Source organism: Luteolibacter algae (genome assembly GCF_042683045.1).
GTDB lineage: Bacteria > Verrucomicrobiota > Verrucomicrobiia > Verrucomicrobiales > Akkermansiaceae > Luteolibacter > Luteolibacter algae.
Genome location: NZ_JBHUIT010000002.1, coordinates 508,862 through 525,973 on the forward strand (window position 1 = coordinate 508,862; position 17,112 = coordinate 525,973).

14 protein-coding genes are annotated in these 17,112 nt (G+C 53.0%); 10 read left to right on the top strand and 4 right to left on the bottom strand.

The genetic code is table 11. The features are described from left to right. The first annotated feature begins 25 nt into the window (after positions 1 to 25). Together ACFSSA_RS03425 and ACFSSA_RS03430 are read left to right on the top strand one after the other, a co-directional pair. Positions 26 to 754 (top strand): PEP-CTERM sorting domain-containing protein, encoded by a 729-nt coding sequence (locus tag ACFSSA_RS03425; protein ID WP_386818374.1) that lies wholly within the window; start codon positions 26 to 28, stop codon positions 752 to 754. Between the two features lie 131 nt (positions 755 to 885). Further along, on the top strand, positions 886 to 1,626 hold the full coding sequence (locus tag ACFSSA_RS03430) for a sulfite exporter TauE/SafE family protein (RefSeq protein WP_386818375.1): 741 nt from the start codon (positions 886 to 888) through the stop codon (positions 1,624 to 1,626). On the opposite strand, the gene ACFSSA_RS03435 is transcribed toward ACFSSA_RS03430, so the two are convergent. Further along, positions 1,623 to 2,258, bottom strand: coding sequence for a M50 family metallopeptidase (locus ACFSSA_RS03435; RefSeq protein WP_386818376.1), 636 nt, complete (start codon positions 2,256 to 2,258; stop codon positions 1,623 to 1,625). The two genes, ACFSSA_RS03430 and ACFSSA_RS03435, sit on opposite strands and share 4 nt — an antisense overlap. 230 nt (positions 2,259 to 2,488) lie before the next feature. Here ACFSSA_RS03435 and ilvB point away from each other — a divergent pair, with 230 nt between their 5' ends. From ilvB to ACFSSA_RS03475, 8 genes are all read left to right on the top strand, one after another. Further along, entirely contained in the window at positions 2,489 to 4,216 is a 1,728-nt protein-coding gene (gene ilvB, locus ACFSSA_RS03440) for a biosynthetic-type acetolactate synthase large subunit (protein ID WP_386818377.1), read from the top strand. Between the two features lie 125 nt (positions 4,217 to 4,341). Beyond that, positions 4,342 to 4,875, top strand: a complete 534-nt coding sequence (ilvN, locus tag ACFSSA_RS03445) for an acetolactate synthase small subunit (RefSeq protein WP_386818378.1) — start codon at positions 4,342 to 4,344, stop codon at positions 4,873 to 4,875. Positions 4,876 to 4,989: 114 nt separating this feature from the next. Then, complete coding sequence (locus ACFSSA_RS03450; RefSeq protein ID WP_386818379.1) at positions 4,990 to 5,391, top strand: hypothetical protein; 402 nt, start codon at positions 4,990 to 4,992, stop codon at positions 5,389 to 5,391. 123 nt (positions 5,392 to 5,514) lie between these two features. Continuing rightward, the gene (gene gyrB, locus ACFSSA_RS03455; protein ID WP_386818380.1) at positions 5,515 to 8,061 is read left to right on the top strand and encodes a DNA topoisomerase (ATP-hydrolyzing) subunit B; all 2,547 of its coding nucleotides are present in this window, start codon (positions 5,515 to 5,517) and stop codon (positions 8,059 to 8,061) included. Between the two features lie 39 nt (positions 8,062 to 8,100). After that, positions 8,101 to 8,484, top strand: coding sequence for a hypothetical protein (locus ACFSSA_RS03460; protein WP_386818381.1), 384 nt, complete (start codon positions 8,101 to 8,103; stop codon positions 8,482 to 8,484). Between the two features lie 72 nt (positions 8,485 to 8,556). Then, on the top strand, positions 8,557 to 11,199 hold the full coding sequence (gene gyrA, locus ACFSSA_RS03465) for a DNA gyrase subunit A (RefSeq protein WP_386818382.1): 2,643 nt from the start codon (positions 8,557 to 8,559) through the stop codon (positions 11,197 to 11,199). Positions 11,200 to 11,295: 96 nt separating this feature from the next. Continuing rightward, positions 11,296 to 11,457: a hypothetical protein gene (locus ACFSSA_RS03470; protein ID WP_386818383.1), complete on the top strand. Its 162-nt coding sequence runs from the start codon at positions 11,296 to 11,298 to the stop codon at positions 11,455 to 11,457. A 367-nt stretch (positions 11,458 to 11,824) separates the two neighbouring features. Then, positions 11,825 to 13,369, top strand: a complete 1,545-nt coding sequence (locus ACFSSA_RS03475) for an RtcB family protein (RefSeq protein ID WP_386818384.1) — start codon at positions 11,825 to 11,827, stop codon at positions 13,367 to 13,369. A 52-nt stretch (positions 13,370 to 13,421) separates the two neighbouring features. On the opposite strand, the gene ACFSSA_RS03480 is transcribed toward ACFSSA_RS03475, so the two are convergent. From ACFSSA_RS03480 to ACFSSA_RS03490, 3 genes are all read right to left on the bottom strand, one after another. Then, positions 13,422 to 14,984 (bottom strand): class I tRNA ligase family protein, encoded by a 1,563-nt coding sequence (locus ACFSSA_RS03480; protein WP_386818385.1) that lies wholly within the window; start codon positions 14,982 to 14,984, stop codon positions 13,422 to 13,424. A gap of 24 nt (positions 14,985 to 15,008) precedes the next feature. Beyond that, positions 15,009 to 15,365, bottom strand: a complete 357-nt coding sequence (locus tag ACFSSA_RS03485) for a tetratricopeptide repeat protein (protein ID WP_386818386.1) — start codon at positions 15,363 to 15,365, stop codon at positions 15,009 to 15,011. A gap of 71 nt (positions 15,366 to 15,436) precedes the next feature. After that, on the bottom strand, positions 15,437 to 17,080 hold the full coding sequence (locus tag ACFSSA_RS03490; RefSeq protein ID WP_386818387.1) for a SurA N-terminal domain-containing protein: 1,644 nt from the start codon (positions 17,078 to 17,080) through the stop codon (positions 15,437 to 15,439). Positions 17,081 to 17,112: the final 32 nt, after the last annotated feature.

Below are 17,112 nucleotides of genomic sequence, written 5' to 3' on the forward strand. Positions count from 1 at the left end.
GGATGCGAAATTATAAAAAACTACCATGAAAATTTCATTTTTTGCTATCGCAACCATTGGTGCCCTTATTGCCCATAGCCATGGTGCATCTACGGTGATCACAGGGATTACCACTTCCGAAGGCTGGACGAACGGAGCTTTGAATTCCGGCGTTCAGACTCTTACCGGTATTACAACCGCCTCCGGATCCTCCACCAGTGTGACATTTGCCACCGGGTTTACAGGAGATCCGGGCACTACGAATGGAACGTATGCCGAGACCACGACATTCCCCGGCTATACCGCCGCCCAGACAGACAGCCGTGTAGATACAGGCGCGCTGAATGTCGGGGATGGAGATGAATATACTTGGTCTACTTCCACTATCGGCTCCGGTGATGCGGTCTTTGTCATTTTCAATGGTGCCACAGGTAACAATTTCGGCGCACCGGATAGTATGCGCCTAACTGACGGCGCCGGGAATTTTCTAGGGAATGCCGTTGCACTTTCTATCGCTGAATCCGATGCCTTCGGGAGGATGAATCTCGCTCGGGACCAGAACTCGACACTTGCCAACCGGAATTTGTATGGCGTTGCTGTCCCGGTCGCAGACTTCGGTGTAGCGGATCTCTCGCAAGTCAAAGGTGTGAAGTTCGGCACGGTATTGAATAACAATGACTTTCATATGGTTGGTTTTGCTGCGGTTCCCGAGCCTTCAGGACTCGCGTTGCTTGGCCTGGGCGGTCTCGCATTATTTGGCCGCCGCCGCCGCTAGTTCCGATCAAGTGCTTTGATTTCTGAAAATCAGCCGTCCGGAGTTTATACCCGGGCGGCTTTTTTGTGCACTATTGCCGGGAAATCCTGAAATGGCTTTTCGGGTTGGGGAACCCAGTCCAACCTCCCGCCGTGCTAGACGATCCGAAAATGCTGATGATTGCCATGCTGGCCGCGCTTTGTATTGGTTTGTCCAAGGCAGGGTTCAGCGGTATTTCCATGGTTTCTGTAGTGATACTTGCGGATGTTTACGGTGCGAAGGCATCGGTGGGGCTCGCGCTGCCTCTCCTAATTGCGGCCGATCTGATGGCATATCCGGCTTTTCTGAAACATGGATCCTGGAAGCCGGTGTGGAAGCTATTGCCGGCTACGCTTTTTGGGCTCGTCCTTGGCTGGTGGCTACTAGGGGAAATCGACGATAAAGTGGCACGGCAGCTCATCGGCGGATGTGTCCTGTTCATGGTGCTGATCCAGACGATGCGGAAAATGCAACCGGTTTACTTCGAGAAATTAGCGGAATCGCACGGCTTTGGGCTCGGCGCCGGAGTGCTGGGTGGCTTTTCCACGATGCTGGCGAATGCGGCAGGCCCTGTGATCCAGCTTTATCTTCTCACCCGCCGTATACCGAAGATGGAAATGATCGGGATCGGGGCGCGTTTTTTCCTTTTGATCAACATTATAAAAGTCCCGATGAATGCGAGACTCGCACTGATTACGGAAGATAGTCTCTGGGAAAATGCCAAGCTCTTGCCCGGAGTGTTCGCCGGGATCGCCATCGGGCGCTGGTTGATTGGGCGGGTGCCGCAGGCGGCGTTTGAGTGGATGATTGTAGGATTCTCCTTCTTGGCTGCAATCCGGCTGATCTGGGGCTAACGCCAGGAGTTTTCTTTGAGTGCTTGGAAGGACTGGTAGGCGAACATGCCCATGAAGATGAGAATCAGGAAACTTCCGGTTAGCGAGTAGCCTACAAGCGCCAGGATGATCGCGGAGACCATGGAAATTTGCAGGGTGAGCTTGATACGCTGAGGCCCGAGGATCGTTTGCAACAGGCGGCCACCATCCAGCGGGAGCACCGGCACCAGATTGAGCAGAGCCCAAAAAATACTGATTCCGCTCAGGACGCTGAGGAAATAAATGGCGTTTGGGCTCATCGCGGAAAAAGTCCGCATATATACTAGCACAATTATTCCCAGAATGATCTGGATCGCGGGGCCGGCGGCGGTCACGGCAAAGCTTTTCGGGCGGCTCAGTGGCGCGCCGGAGTAGGCAGCGTAGCCCCCGAATGCCTGTAGCACGATCTCGACCCGTTGGTTAAAATGTTTTGCCGTTAGTGCGTGCCCCAACTCGTGGACGAGAATGGAGATAAAGCCGGCTATGACGAACAAGAGGATTTCCAGAATAGCCTGCTTGCTATCCACAAGGTGGATGCCGCCGATAAATGCTAGCGTCAGCCAGAACCACGGAAGAACCCGGATAGGAATGTTGAATAACGAAAATGTAATCATCTGCCCTCACTGCTACGAGACTTGTGCCTCAAGTGCAACCTGTATGAAATTTTGCCGGTAAAAGGCTGATTTGAAGCGATTTGCGAAGTGGATTTCCGGAGTTTACCGATAAATCCCTAATTTTTGACGATTATTGAATCAAATTTGTGCAAGTTTGGCTCTGAAATGCCAATTTTGGATTGCTATTGGGTATGTAATGTATCAATTTCCTGTCTCTAGCCCCAATTTTTATGAGCAAAGAACAAATCGACGGCGCACAGGCCCTCATCAAAACGCTCGATGATCTCGGCATCGAATTCATTTTCGGCTACTCCGGTGGAGCAGCTATTCCTATCTTCGACGCTCTTGAAACGGTCAAGACGAAGATGAAGTTCATCCTGGTCCGTCACGAGCAGGGTGCTGTTCATATGGCGGATGGCTATGCCCGTGCGACCGGGAAGCCGGCTGCTGTGCTGGTGACCTCCGGTCCTGGAGCAGGCAATACGGTTACCGGTTTGATGACCGCGATGATGGATTCCGTTCCAATGATTGTGATCTGTGGTCAGACGGTGACCTGGATGTTGGGCAAGGATGCGTTCCAGGAGGCTGACATTTTCGGAATCACCATTCCTGTGGTTAAACATAACTGGCTGGTAAAGGAAACAAACGCTCTGCCGCGGATCGCTCGGGAGGCTTACCACATCGCCACAACAGGGCGTCCGGGCCCCGTTTTGATCGATATTCCGAAAGATATTTCCCAAGGAGCTTTCTCCGGAGATATGAATGCACCGCTTAATCTCCCGGGTTATCATCCGGAAGTGGCGTTCGATATCGATGAAGCTGCCGTTACGGCTGCGGCCGAGCTGATTGCAAATGCCAAGAGGCCTGTGATTCTGGCAGGGCAGGGCTGTATGATCGCGCGTGCCGACAAGGAGCTAATGCATCTTGCGGAAACTCTCGATTGCCCGGTTACCTCGACATTGCTGGGCAAAGGTGTTTTCCCGGAGAACCATGCTCTCTCTCTGGGTATGCTGGGAATGCACGGGACGGCCTACGCGAACAAAGCCATGGTGGAGTGCGATCTGTTGATCAATATCGGCTCCCGTTTCGATGACCGCATCATCGGACAACCATCGAAATTCTGTCAGAGCGCAAAGATCATTCACATTGATATCGATCCCGCTGAGATGGGCAAAATGATCCGACCTGATGTGCAGATCGTTGGAGACGCGAAAGCCGCCCTGACTAAGATCAATAAAAAGATCTCCCGCCATGACAATACGGAGTGGAAGGCGAAGCTGGATGCTTACAAAAAGAAATTCCCGCTCAGCTACAAAAAACAAGGTGGTCTGCGGATGCAGCAGGTCATTGATGAGCTATATACGCTGACCAATGGCGAGGCTTATGTTTCCACGGATGTGGGCCAGCACCAGATGTGGGCTGCCCAGTTCTATAAAAACCACGAGTCGTATCACTGGCTTTCCTCTGGTGGTGCGGGCACGATGGGCTTCGGTTTTCCAGCCGCGATTGGTGCCCAACTTGCTCATCCGGACAAAACGGTTATCTCCATTTCCGGAGACGGAGGCTTCCAGATGACCCTGTTCGAGCTGGCAACCGCAGCCATCCACAAGCTTCCCGTCAAGATCGTCGTTCTGAACAATCATTACCTTGGGATGGTTCGCCAATGGCAGGAACTCTTCTACGAAGATCGCACCTCCGGAGTGGATCTGGTGGGTAATCCGGATTTCTGCAAGCTCGCTGCAGCTTACGGGATCCCCTCGGTATACATCAAGCGCCCTGCGGATGTGACCAAGCAGCTCGAAAAAGCGCTGGAATACAATGACGGCCCGATCCTGATCCATGCGGAATGTGTGAAAACTGACAACGTTTTCCCAATGATTCCGGCCGGAGCGTCCCTTGAAGATATGATCACGGAGGCGCCGAAGCAGAAAATGGAGAAACCTGTTGGTTCCACGTGATCTACCTCCGGGGCTGAATAAAAAGAACCGGCGGGCAGTGATCAGTGTCCGCTGGTGTTACTTCATCCCGTTCATCGCATCAATTCTTACTGATCCCACAACAGTTCCAACCAATTTACTCAAAAATGAGCATCACCACTACAGATACTCCGGCAGCGATCATTCCATCCGGCTCGATCCATACACTCTCCATTCTCGTTAATAACGCGCCTGGAGTCCTCATGCGCATTTGTCAGGTGTTTTCCCGCCGAGCATTCAATATTGATTCGCTCGTGGTGTCCCAAGGGCGCGATCCACGTTTTTCCAGAATGACGATCGGAGTCGTCGGGGATCCTTCGGGACTCGAGCAGATCATCATGCAGGTGAACAAACTGATCGATGTGATTCATTGCTTTGAGCACACCAGTAACAACTCGGTGACCAAGGAGATGATTCTTATCAAAATCCTTTGTTCTTCCGATGAGCGCTCCACGGCCCTCCAGATTACCGAGCACTTTGGCGGCAAGACCGTCGATCTTACTCCGTCTTCGATGGTTGTGATGATTACCGGTGACAGCCTCAAAGTCGATGCTGCCGTAGCTATGTTCTCCCAATATGAGATCATCGAGACCGTCCGCACCGGCAAGGTGGTGATGGCCCGCGGCGAGCAGCCGACATAGTCCTCAGGACAGAAAGTATAAGAGACTTTGTTACAATCCCTCTTGCATCATGCAGGAGGGATTTTTGTGTTTTTTCGAACTTGTCTGAATTATATATATATTGTAAGGAAAGCCGTGATTTCCTCCCCCGGCAAGGACGCCTCGTCCGACACTCCAGCGCTTCGCTTTGTATGCTTGTCATGCAAAACGAGTTTGGTCGTTGTAGGGGGGCGCAAGGGGGTCAGCGGTCCTTGTCCGAAATGTGATGCCTGGATAGATGCATCCCAATTCGAGGAAGGTGATGAAACGGTAAGGACTCTCAATGCGCAATTGCCGCCCGTTTCATCCGGGCGCAGACGTCGCGGCCAATCCATTACCTCGGGCCGTGGCACGGTGCGGGCAGACGGTTTTATCGATCACGAGTTCAATGATCGTCGCGAGTTGTTCGTTACCCTGCGGATCCTGGCGGTTTCCCTCGCGGTAATCGCGGTGATTCTTTTCGTTACCTTGTATTTGAAACAGTGGGCGACAGCTTGACCGGGGGTAGGTTTTGGGCGCAAATCGAGGATCGGGTTTCCGGATGGAAACTGAAAAATCCCGTGTTTATCTCGATTAAGTCCTTGTTTCCGCACCCTGTATTTCAGACCCTGTCTCTGCCCTATGTCAGAGATCCCCAACGAGCCGGAACAAGCCCAAACCAAGGTCGGAACCGAGCAGGAATACAATGCCGGACAGATCGATAAACTCGAAGGCCTCGAAGCCGTCCGCAAACGACCCGGAATGTACATCGGGGATCCGGACGAGCGTGGTCTCCATCACTGTGTTTTCGAGGTGTTGGACAACTCAATCGACGAGCACCTGGCAGGCTATTGCTCCCGGATAAAAGTGGCCATTCATGTGGATGGATCGATCTCGGTCTCAGACAATGGCCGGGGGATTCCCGTCGATATGCACCCGAAGTTCGGAATACCGGCCGTTGAGCTCGTGTTGACCAATCTCCACGCCGGAGGAAAGTTCGGTCAGGGCGCTTACAAATACTCGGGAGGATTGCACGGCGTGGGCGCGAAGTGCGTCAATGCGCTCTCCGATTGGTTCCGCGCGGATATCACCCGGGGAGGAAAAGTCCACCGGATCGCCTTTGAGCGTGGCAAAACCACAGAGCCGCTCCACATCGTGGGCGATGCCGATGAAAAGCGCACAGGGACGGCGATCACGTTTTTTCCGGATGCCACGATCTTCGTGGACACAATAGTTTTCCAATTCGACCGCCTCGCCACCCGCCTCAGGGAACTGGCGTTTCTCAACCCCGGTCTAACGATCGATCTGGAAGACGAGCGTCCGGAATCCTCCAAGAAATCCACATTCTTCTACAAGGATGGCATCGTCGAGTTCGTCGGCCAGCTCTGCGAGAATAAAAATGTCGTTCACGACTCTCCGGTGGTCATTCATGGCAAACGTGAAATCGATATTGATTACGATGGCAAGCAGTCGAAGGAGGATGTTTTCGCGGACGTCGTCTTTCAATACAATGATTCCTACCAGGATCAGATCCTCTGCTTTGCGAACTCTATTCCAAACGCTGATGGCGGGACGCACCTCACGGGCTTCCGGACAGCTCTTACACGGGCGATCAATGCATACGCAAAGTCCAATAAAATCCTGAAAGACAAAGATCCCGCGCTCTCCGGGGACGATGTCCGCGAAGGATTGGTATGCGTCATTTCGGTCAAAATGCCCAGCCCGCGCTTTTCTTCGCAAACCAAAGGAAAGCTCGTCAATTCCGAGATCGAGGGCGTGGTTTCCTCCATTGTCTACGAAGGTCTCAACACTTACTTCGAGGAAAATCCCGCATTGGCCCGCAAGATCATCGAGAAATCGGTCAATGCCGCCCGTGCCCGGGAAGCGGCGAGAAAAGCCCGCGAAACGGTGCGCAAATCCGCACTGTCTGGCGGCGGTCTCCCCGGAAAACTGGCGGATTGTTCGGAGCGCGATCCCGCGAAATCCGAGCTATATATTGTCGAAGGAGACTCCGCCGGTGGTTCTGCAAAGCAAGGCAGGGACCGGCGGACACAGGCCATTCTTCCCCTTCGTGGAAAGCTGATCAATGTGGAGAAAGCCCGCTTGCACCGCGCGCTGCAAAACAAGGAAATCCAGTCCATGATCACTGCAATCGGCGCGGGAATCGGTGATGGAGATCAGGATGGCTCCTTCAATATCGAGAAAGTCCGTTATCACAAAATCGTCATCATGACGGATGCCGATGTGGACGGCTCCCACATCCGCACCTTGTTGCTGACGTTTTTCTGCAGGCATATGCCGGATCTGGTGAAACGCGGATATCTCTATATCGCACAGCCGCCACTATATCTCGTTACCCGGAAAAAACGTTCGGAATACGTTCAGGATAACGATGAATTGAATAAAATTCTCATCGATCTGGGTGCCGGCGAAGTAACTCTGAGAACTTTTGACAAGTCCCGTGAATTCTCTCCCGATGAGCTGAAGAGTATTCTGGAGAATCTCTCATCGCTTTCGCGTTTCACCAAAGCGATCGAAGGAAATGGTGGGAACTTCGAGGACTATCTCAACGCCCGGCGGGAGGACGGCCATCTCCCCGAGTATATGGTTCGTATCCGTGAAGGTAACGTTGAGTCGGTGAGATATTATTCGGATGAAGCGTCACTCAGTGCCTTCGCCGCGGAGAACCGGGATCTGGGGCTTTTTGATGAGCAGCTCACCGATGAGGAACTCTCCCAGATTACCGGGCCATCACGGCGCGCTGTGCTTCATGAGCTGCATGAATCCACGGCCATCGCGAAACTTTTCTCCAGGCTCGAGGAGCTAGGTCTCAACACAAGGACTTTCTTCTCTCTTGATACGCCGATTTTCGAACTCACGGAAGGTGATGGAGAAAAAAAGACGGCCACGCCGATTTTCGTCGTCTCGGATATACTTACCAAGGTTCTCGAAATTTCCGCAAAAGGTGTGCAGATCAAACGATTCAAAGGTCTCGGGGAAATGAACGCGAAACAGCTTTTTGAAACGACAATGAACCCTGAAACCCGCCAATTCCTCCGCGTCCGGCTCGACGAGGATAACATGGTGGAGGCGGATAAGATGTTTGATGTCCTCATGGGCGACGTTGTGGAACCCCGCAAACGCTTCATCGAGGATAACGCGCTGAATGTCCGCAATCTGGATGTCTGATTCCCACCCGATCCGGCTCCGGATCACCCGTTTTCGATCATGAGTGATTTTTCCAACGATTTTGAAATCTACAGCGATGCGCTTCGTCTGGGCGAAGTGGTGTGGAATTCTGTCATCAAATGGGATTATAGCGGAAAAGATCTCATAGGGACGAAACTTGTTCACGCAGTGGATCGGCTGATCGCGATAATAGCTGAGGCTAGAAATAGCTCGGATTACCCCGAGATACGCAGATCCCGCCGGGCGGCATGTTCCTGTATTGCGGAAGCTGCCTTCTGGCTCGGCGCCGCTGAAAGACAAAAGTCGATCAGCAGGAAAGACGCACGCCTCCTGAATGTTGAGCTGGAATCTCTCCATCACCGCCTCAGCACGCATATCAAACCGCCCGGCCCCAAGACCGATCCACCGGCATCTTCAAAATAATATCTCCACCCGGCGGGAAAGTTGCCCTTCGCCTTCCCTTCGCCGCCATTCGATTCAGTAATTTTTTCTCACATGTCCAACGATTCCATCAAGCCCATCAACGTCGCCGACGAGCTCTCCCAGTCGTTCCTGGAGTATTCGATGTCCGTCATCATTTCCCGGGCACTACCTGATGTCCGCGACGGTCTAAAACCTTCCCAACGCCGGGTGCTCTTTGCCATGCGCCAGCTGGGAGTGACTCCTTCCAAATCCCACGTGAAATGCGCGAAAATCGTCGGTGAAACCATGGGTAACTACCACCCTCACGGCGATTCCTCGATCTATACCACGCTGGTGAACATGGGGCAACCATGGTCGATGCGGGAACTCATCGTCGATGGGCAAGGAAACTTCGGATCGGTGGAAGGTGATGCCGCCGCGTCCATGCGTTATACGGAGGCGCGTCTGCATCCTCTTGGCATGGCGATGATGGATGACCTGGACAAGGATACGGTCGATTTTATCCCCAACTATGATGGCACCCTCAAGGAGCCGTCCGTTTTACCATCGGCTTTCCCCAACTTCCTGGTCAATGGCGGCACCGGTATCGCGGTGGGCATGGCGACGAACCTTGCCCCGCACAACCTCGGGGAAGTCATCGACGGCATTTGTGCGATGATCAATAATCCGAATATCGATCTCCAAGGGCTCATGGAGCACATCAAGGGGCCTGATTTCCCGGTGGCTTGCGAGATCCGCGGAATACGTGGCATCGAGGATTATTTTGCCACAGGCCGTGGTTCCATGCGGTTGCGGGGAAAAGTCGAGATCGAGGAAAACGAGAACGGGAAATCGATGATCATCATCCGTGAAGTTCCCTATGGTGTAAACCGCGCGGTGCTTCAGACGCGGATCGCGGAACTAGTGAATGAGAAGGTTCTCACCGGTATTTCGGGAATGCGTGATCTTTCCGATGAGGAAACCCGCATTGAGATCGAACTGAAACGTGATGCGCGGCCGCAGGTCGTTGTCAACCAGCTCTACAAACTCACCGCCTTGGAGACTTCCTTCAGCGTGAACATGCTGGCGATTCATCAAAACCGTCCAAAACAACTGTCCCTGAAGGAGGCGATCGACTGCTATATCGAGCACCGCCGCGAGGTGGTGATCCGCCGCACAAGATATCTTCTCGGAAAAGCCGAGGAGCGGGCCGAATTGCTGGAGGCTTATCTCCTCGCTCTCGGGCATTTGGATGATTTCATCAAGATCATCCGGGATTCCAAAAACCGGGAGGAAGCACGCCAACGCCTGGCGGATTACGAATTCTCCACCGCGACAGCCGAAGGATTGGGGATACTTCTTCGCTCCCAGGCTGCCGTCCACGGCGATAAATATGTTTTCTCGGAACGCCAGGTCAACGCGATCCTCGAGCTGCGTCTCTATCAGCTCACCGGTCTGGAACGCGACAAAGTGAAGGGTGAATACGATACGATCCTGATCGAAATCACGGACCTTCTTGATATTCTTGCCCGCGAGGAGCGGGTGCTCAATATCATCAAAGACGAGCTCCAGGCAATCAAAGAGAAATACGCGACGCCACGCAGGTGCCCGATTGTCGCAGCAGTCGGCGAGGTCGCTATGGAAGATCTTATCGCAAATGATGCGATGATCGTCACACTCTCGCATCGTGGCTATATCAAACGCACACCTGCTACGGAATACCGTCTGCAGGGACGGGGTGGAAAAGGTTTGAAAGGGATGGAGACCAAAGCGACCGCCAAAGACGTGGAAGACGATTTCGTTGAGCATCTTTTCTCGGTCCAAACGCACGATTATCTCCTGTTCTTCACGAACACGGGTCGTCTCTACGTGGAGCGGGTCTACGAGCTTCCGGAAGGCTCCCGCACCTCTGTTGGGCGCAGCATCCGGAATGTGCTCGATCTCCAGCCCGACGAAAAGATTGCGGCGATGCTACGCTTGGAGCGGGCTGTCGATGACAATGGTAACGATATTACTTTCCGCGAGGATGCGGGCTATGTCTTTTTCGCGACTCGCTCCGGCAAGGTCAAAAAAACCGCGCTCAACGATTTCCGCAACTATCGGAAAGCGGGCACGATCGCGATCATCCTTGAGGAAGAAAATGAGCTTATCGGGGTTTGCCTCACAAAAGGGGATAACGAAATTATCCTCGTCACCCACGAGGGTATCAGCCTCCGCTTTTCGGAACAGGATACCCGCCCACTCGGTCGCTCTTCGCAGGGTGTGATGGGGATCCGCCCGGTCGAAGGCGACTATGTCGTTGGTCTTGCCCTTGTAGAGGAAGGGCATACGCTTCTTGTTGCTTCGGAGAATGGGCTGGGGAAACGCACGGCGTTTGGGGAATACCGCACCCAGTCACGTGGCGGCAAAGGCATTATCACCATGAAGGTCACCGAAAAGACCGGGACCCTGGTGGGCGCTCTGGCCGTTACGGAAGAGCACGAGCTCATGCTCATGACCTCCACCGGGCAGTCGATACGCATCCGGGTCAATGAGGTTCGCACCACGGGCCGCAATGCTCAGGGTGTGAAACTGCTTACGCTCAAACCGGGTGAGAAACTTCAGGATATCTCTTTGGTGATTCCAGACGGTGAAGATGCGGAAGACTCTTCCACTACCCAGGCGGAGGATTCAACACAAGAGGCTGACCCTAAAGAAGATACCTCAGAAGGAAATGGTCCGGTCATTGATGTATGATCTAAGGATTAGAGAATTTTCCGATTATTTATATATTATTGATTGACTGATGTTGGTCAATGGTATCTTATTCCGCCCAGTTAGCTTCACCTGCACATGAAAAAGCAATCTTCCATCATCGCCACCGCAACCGCCCACTCCCGGGCGGGCAAAGGTATGATGGTGATGTCTTGGCTTGTTTGTGATCGCTCCCAGTCAGCCGGGAAACTCGTCAAACCCGTATATACTAGAAGCAGGCAATGGCACGAAAGTGTCTAGAACTCCACGAATAAAAGGAAATTCTCTCAGCCCTGCTTCATTCCGAAGTAGGGCTTTTTTATTGGCCTAAATTTTAACACCACTTTTTTAATCCCGTTCCAATGTTTTATCAATCCTTCCACCGATCTGGACCGAAACTCTTGCTCCGTTAGATTCAAGCCCTTTGGCGTGAATATCTGTTTATAGCAGTCTTGCCCGGACATATAGATTCCGGGCCATGGCACCACTATGTATTTATTTGTAAATTATTTCACTATAAATGGACGCTAAGTCTCGTGAATTGAGATATCTGTTATCTGAGGAATCATGATTCAGCTCGATTCCCGTAATTTGGAGTCCGTCTACCATCCCATTAACTAGTAGAAAAATGAACCTACTGAATTCTGAAGACCTGATCGCCGCCGGATATGAACCGGGGCGGATATTCAAAACACTCTTCGAGCACATCGCGGAATATGAAGCCCGCGGTATCAAAGATCCGCGCTATGCCTTGAAGCTGCTCAAGCGCGATTGCGGGGAGCCCGTAAAAAAACTCAAGATGAAAGCTGTCCCGGCAGCTTTTACCGAAGCGATTTCCTCGGCGAATGACGGGGAAACACAAAACATCGCAAATGTGCGTCGGCAAATGAATCAATTGCTGAGATCCCCGGTTATCAAGAGCGGAGTGATCCTTCCTGACGCATGCCCGTCTGGAGCAGGTGAGGCTGTAATACCGGTTGGTGCCGCAGTGGTTGCGGAAAATGCAATCATTCCATCGGCCCACTCTGCGGACATCTGCTGTTCTATGTATGCGACGTTCTACGAGAGTGGAACAGATGTCTCGGCCGAGCTGGATGCCCTGCGCTCGGTGACTCGTTTCGGCCCGGAAGGGCGCACCTATGAGGATGCGGTTCCGGATCCGGTTTTAGATGAAGACGTTTGGGAGAATCCATTCCTCAAAGGGCTGAAAAACCGCGCAAGAATGCAGATCGCCGATCAAGGAGATGGCAATCATTTTGCCTACATTGGGGAAATGGTCATCAACGCGGAATTGATCGCGCTATTACGTCTCACGGGATATGCAAATCTCGCGGAAAGCTTCTCTCTGCGTGATCCATGCGCTCCGAGAGAGGTGCGTGTGCTGGTAACACATCACGGATCGCGCAGTCTCGGAGCCCATGTCTACAAGCGCGGGCAGATCGCTGCGGAAAAGCAAACAGCAAGGGTGGCCGAGGGTATTCCCAAGGCTGCGGCATGGCTGGATGCCAAGTCTGCGACAGGCCGGGAATATTGGGAGGCTCTGCAATACGTATCCCGGTGGACGCTGGCGAATCATCGTGCGATTCACCGCAGGTTCCTGGATAAAATCAGTGCCGAAGCCGTGACTCAATTTGGCAACGAACATAATTTCGTCTGGCAGCGGGGAGATCTTTTCTACCACGGAAAAGGAGCGACTCCTGCCTGGAGGGATGATATGGGACGGCCAAAGCTTGGCTTGATTCCTTTGAATATGGCGGAGCCGATTCTACTCGTTCTTGGAGCTGACAATGAGAAGTATCTGTCTTTCGCGCCCCACGGGGCGGGCCGAAACATATCTCGAACCGCTTTGCTGAGGAAATATCCGGAGGCGGCGGATCGGGAACGGGTGCTGGCGGAATCGACATCAGGAATCGATGTGCGCTGGTATTCGGGAGTGGCGGACTTGAGCGAAACACCAGTCGCATACAAGAATGCGGATGATGTGAGGCGGCAGATCACTGAATATGGTCTCGCGGAAGTAATCGCGGAAATCAGGCCGCTGGGTTGCCTCATGGCTGGTCAATGCGAGCAGCCATGGCGCAAACGCAAAGAGACACTAAGCCCGAAACAAATCCGTCAGATTGGCCATCGCTCGGAGCGCCGGAAAGTCAGGCAAGCGCTCGAAGAAGCTTAAGAAAAGTTGTGCCGGATTTCAGAGATGGAATCCGGCATTTCTATTCCTTGGCTCAAGCTTCCTTCGATCTGGTGTCGATTCTCGGAAAAACCGGTTGAGGTTTCTCGATTTCATGACCTGTAGGGATTAATCCCCATTCCAGATCATCAAGCTTGAGATCATTCAACTTCGGGAGATTGAGCTGGGCTGTCAGCTTCCGGGAGGCCTCTGGAAGGACTGGCGATAGCAAAATAGCGCAATGAGCTACGGACTCGGCAAGGTGGTGAAGCACTGTGGCGAGGCGGTCTTTGTTCTCCAAATTTTTGTTCAGTTCCCACGGTTTCATACGCTCCGCGTATTGGTTGCAATGCACCACGTGCCGATTGAGAGCTTCGAGACCCATGGAAATTTCGTGATTCTGCATGGCCTTGCGATATGCCTCGGTATTCTCCTTGAGCGATTGCTGAAGAGCTTTGTCGTCATCCGTGAGTGATCCGCCGAAGGAGATCACTCCGTCCGTGAAGCGTTTACTCATGTTCAAGGCGCGGTTGCAAAGATTTCCCAGCTCGTTGGCAAGCTCCGTATTGAACAGCATCACCAAGCGATCTAGATCGAAGTCCGAGTCTTTTCCGGTATGAATATCGCGGACCAGATAATAGCGGAGTGCGTCAGAGCCGAAGGTGTCGGCAAGTTCCACTGGATCGATAATGTTGCCGAGGGATTTGGACATTTTTTCGCCCCGGATGTTCCACCATCCGTGTACGAGCAATTGCGGCATTTTCTCATCGGTAAATCCAATGGCATGGAGCATTGCCAACCAATAGATACCGTGCGCCGGCACCAGAATGTCTTTGCCGATGATGTGCACGGGTCTGTCGGTCCAGATTTCGGCGAATTCGGGCAAAGTATCGTCCGGCGTGTAGCCAACGAAAGAGATGTAGTTGATCAGGGCGTCGAACCAAACATAGGTTACGAAATCCTTGTCAAAGGGGAGTTCGATTCCCCAGGTGAGGCGATCTTTGGGGCGTGATATGCATAGATCCGTGCCGGTATTGCGATCCAGGGCATTCAACAGTTCCGCTTTCCGGAATGCGGGCAAAATGGTGTCCGGGGACTGCTCCAGGAAGTTTTTCAGCCAATCAGTATGGTCGGAGAGTTTGAAGTAGTAGTTTTCCTCCTCGATTTCTGTAACCTCGCCCCATTCCGGACCAAAGTTCCCTGCTTCATCCCGATCGCGATCCGTGAGGAACTGCTCCTGCCGGACTGAGTAATGGCCTTTGTAGGATTTTTTGTAAATCTGGTCACGGGCATACAGATCGGAAAGAATCGCCTGAACACAAGCCTTGTGCCGGGGATCAACTGTCTCTGCCCAGCCATCGTATTCGACGCCAATTTTCTCCCATAAAGAGGAAAACTTCGAGGTGGTGCGTGCGACGAATTCCGCAGGAGTGATGCCTTCTTTTTCGGCGGTCTGCTGGACTTTCTGGCCATGTTGATCGACACCTGTGAGGAAGAAAACTTCTTCACCGCACAGACGGCGGTAGCGGGCGATGACATCAGCTAGAACTTTTTCATAGGCGTGGCCGATGTGTGGAGAGCCGTTGGTATAATCGATGGCCGTGGTTAGGAAAAACATGAAGATGAATGGTGATGAGTTGGATCAGTGCCCGGTTGGCGGCTGGTCTCGGACGACTTTGCCGCCCATGGAGAGGATACGTGAGTTTGCCTTCGCGGCTTCTGCTTCCGGGATGTTTCCCATGCGGACGTAGATTTGCGATAGAGCCGTCCAGGCAAGTAGGTCGTTTGGCTGAAGGGAGGTTGCTTGGAGAGAGGCGCCAAGAGCTTCTTTGAGCTGGTCGGTTTTCAGTAGCACCATGGAAAGGGCGTGCCACGAATCAAAATGGCTTGGATCGATGGCAACGCATTTCCGGTAGAGTGCGGTAGCTTCCTCCAGCTCGCCGATAGCCAGATGTCCGCTCGCGTCATCGAAGAGGTCTTGAAGGTTCTCGGTTGTCAAAATCTGAAAGTGAAATGGGCTCTGGTGCTCTCAGGAAAACTTGCGATGGACGCCTTCTCCGAGGGTTTTCCCTATTGTTTATAAAGTTGCTGGACGTTTGCCTCTTCGTGTTTGGCATTCAGCCACGAAGTGAAAGCGGTAATCTTGTTGGACTCCTCGGCTTGTTCCAGCTGCGTTTGGATTTGCTGCTCGGCGTTTTCACTTTTTACGTATTCGCGGCTCTCTACGTGGGCGATGAAAGCGCGGTCAGCCTCCAGGATAGGATCGGCGAGTGTTCCGGGATCCGTGTATTTTACCGCCTCGAAAAGATTGGATGGGATTTTCGTCGTATCTCCGCGGTAAGTGGCGGTGACATCGGAGAGGCTCACGGTTTCCTCCGTGATTTCGGCAGTTTTCGCAGCCTCCGGGAAAGATTTTCCATCGGCGAGGGCATTATTGATGGTCTCAACCGCTTTGTCGGCGGCTTCCTTGAGCGCGGAGCTGGATTTTTCCGCGATGAGGCGTGCCCGGGCATCCGCGCGAGCTTCTTCGTAGGTCTGCGTGCGGCTTGGCTCGACTTCTTCCAGATGTGCGATGAGCCATTCGTTTTCACCAATTGCAATGGCTGGAGAGATTTTTGAAAACGGATCCGAGGTGACCGACATGCGGAAAAGCTCGTTTACCGCAGTGCCCTGCGTGCTGGTCGAGCGTAGGGGAAGGTTCAGCTCTGGCGGCGCTTCGTTTGCCGCAAAAAGCTCGGTGTTCTTCACTTCCCAGCCGTCCTTTTCAGCTAGCTTGCTGAAGCTGAGCTCTTTTTGGCTTTCGAGTTGGTAGAGGAAATCATCGACCTTGGCGTCAGTTTCAAGCTGTGCCTTGCGGCGTGCATCAGCGAGTTCCGCGGCACGGGAGGCCTTGTTTTTCTCATACTCGGCTTTTGCATCCGCGCTTGCATCTGCTGTTGGCTCGGTAAGTTCCGCAGGCTCTTCCGGGAGGGTTGGCTTTGCCAGGATGTAGCTGAACCTGCGCTTTTCGGGAGTTTTGAAAGCATCCTGAATGGTTTCCCAGTAGGCTTTGATTTCCTCTTCGGAAGGATCAATTTTGGATTCGATAGGTGCGATGTCGATCCGGGCGATATTCACCTTGATGCGTTCGCCATCGATAGCCGCGCGTTTTTCGATGATCTCCTTGCTGGTGGTCAACCCGGAGCCGAGGATGTCTCCCAGTTTCTTCTGGGTGATCACATCGGAGGCCAGCTCGCGGACATCACCTTCGGTAAGTCCCAGGCGGCCAATGCCTTTCTCTACGAAATTCCGGTATGCTTCCGGGGAAAAAGCGCCGTCAGGACCTGCGAATGCGCGTAGCTGGCGGATGAAAGAATCGATCTCCTCCTCGCCAGGATAAATACCGAATTCCTCTTTGGAGCTGCGCAGGAGGATGCGGTTGGTGAAAAAGTTCTCCATCGCCTGTTCCTGTGACTGTGCATCGCCCGAAAGCGTGAAGAGGAAGCTGTAGAGCTGGAAGTCTCCGGATTGGGCCAAGGATTGGGTCAGCTCGTAGGCGGAGGAGCCGAGACTGCGGAATTCTTTGTCTGTGTAGCTACGGCCGGCGATTTTCAAAACCGGTGCACCTCCGCGGGATGCGCGCATGGTGCTAGAATCGAGAAAAACGAATCCGATGATGACTAGGACGAAGAGGACGATGATAAGTCCGGTGTATTTGCGTAAGTGTTCGATCATGGCGCGGTGGCTGAGCGGCAGAGTTAAAAGGG

What these genes read in the sequence shown, in the direction of transcription:
- ACFSSA_RS03480 (WP_386818385.1), bottom strand. Translation starts at nt 14,984, where the DNA reads ATGTTTTTCCTAACCACGGCCATCGATTATACCAACGGCTCTCCACAC.
- gyrB (WP_386818380.1), top strand. Translation starts at nt 5,515, where the DNA reads ATGTCAGAGATCCCCAACGAGCCGGAACAAGCCCAAACCAAGGTCGGA.
- ACFSSA_RS03490 (WP_386818387.1), bottom strand. Translation starts at nt 17,080, where the DNA reads ATGATCGAACACTTACGCAAATACACCGGACTTATCATCGTCCTCTTC.
- ACFSSA_RS03470 (WP_386818383.1), top strand. Translation starts at nt 11,296, where the DNA reads ATGAAAAAGCAATCTTCCATCATCGCCACCGCAACCGCCCACTCCCGG.
- ilvN (WP_386818378.1), top strand. Translation starts at nt 4,342, where the DNA reads ATGAGCATCACCACTACAGATACTCCGGCAGCGATCATTCCATCCGGC.
- ACFSSA_RS03435 (WP_386818376.1), bottom strand. Translation starts at nt 2,258, where the DNA reads ATGATTACATTTTCGTTATTCAACATTCCTATCCGGGTTCTTCCGTGG.
- ACFSSA_RS03460 (WP_386818381.1), top strand. Translation starts at nt 8,101, where the DNA reads ATGAGTGATTTTTCCAACGATTTTGAAATCTACAGCGATGCGCTTCGT.
- gyrA (WP_386818382.1), top strand. Translation starts at nt 8,557, where the DNA reads ATGTCCAACGATTCCATCAAGCCCATCAACGTCGCCGACGAGCTCTCC.
- ACFSSA_RS03475 (WP_386818384.1), top strand. Translation starts at nt 11,825, where the DNA reads ATGAACCTACTGAATTCTGAAGACCTGATCGCCGCCGGATATGAACCG.
- ACFSSA_RS03425 (WP_386818374.1), top strand. Translation starts at nt 26, where the DNA reads ATGAAAATTTCATTTTTTGCTATCGCAACCATTGGTGCCCTTATTGCC.
- ilvB (WP_386818377.1), top strand. Translation starts at nt 2,489, where the DNA reads ATGAGCAAAGAACAAATCGACGGCGCACAGGCCCTCATCAAAACGCTC.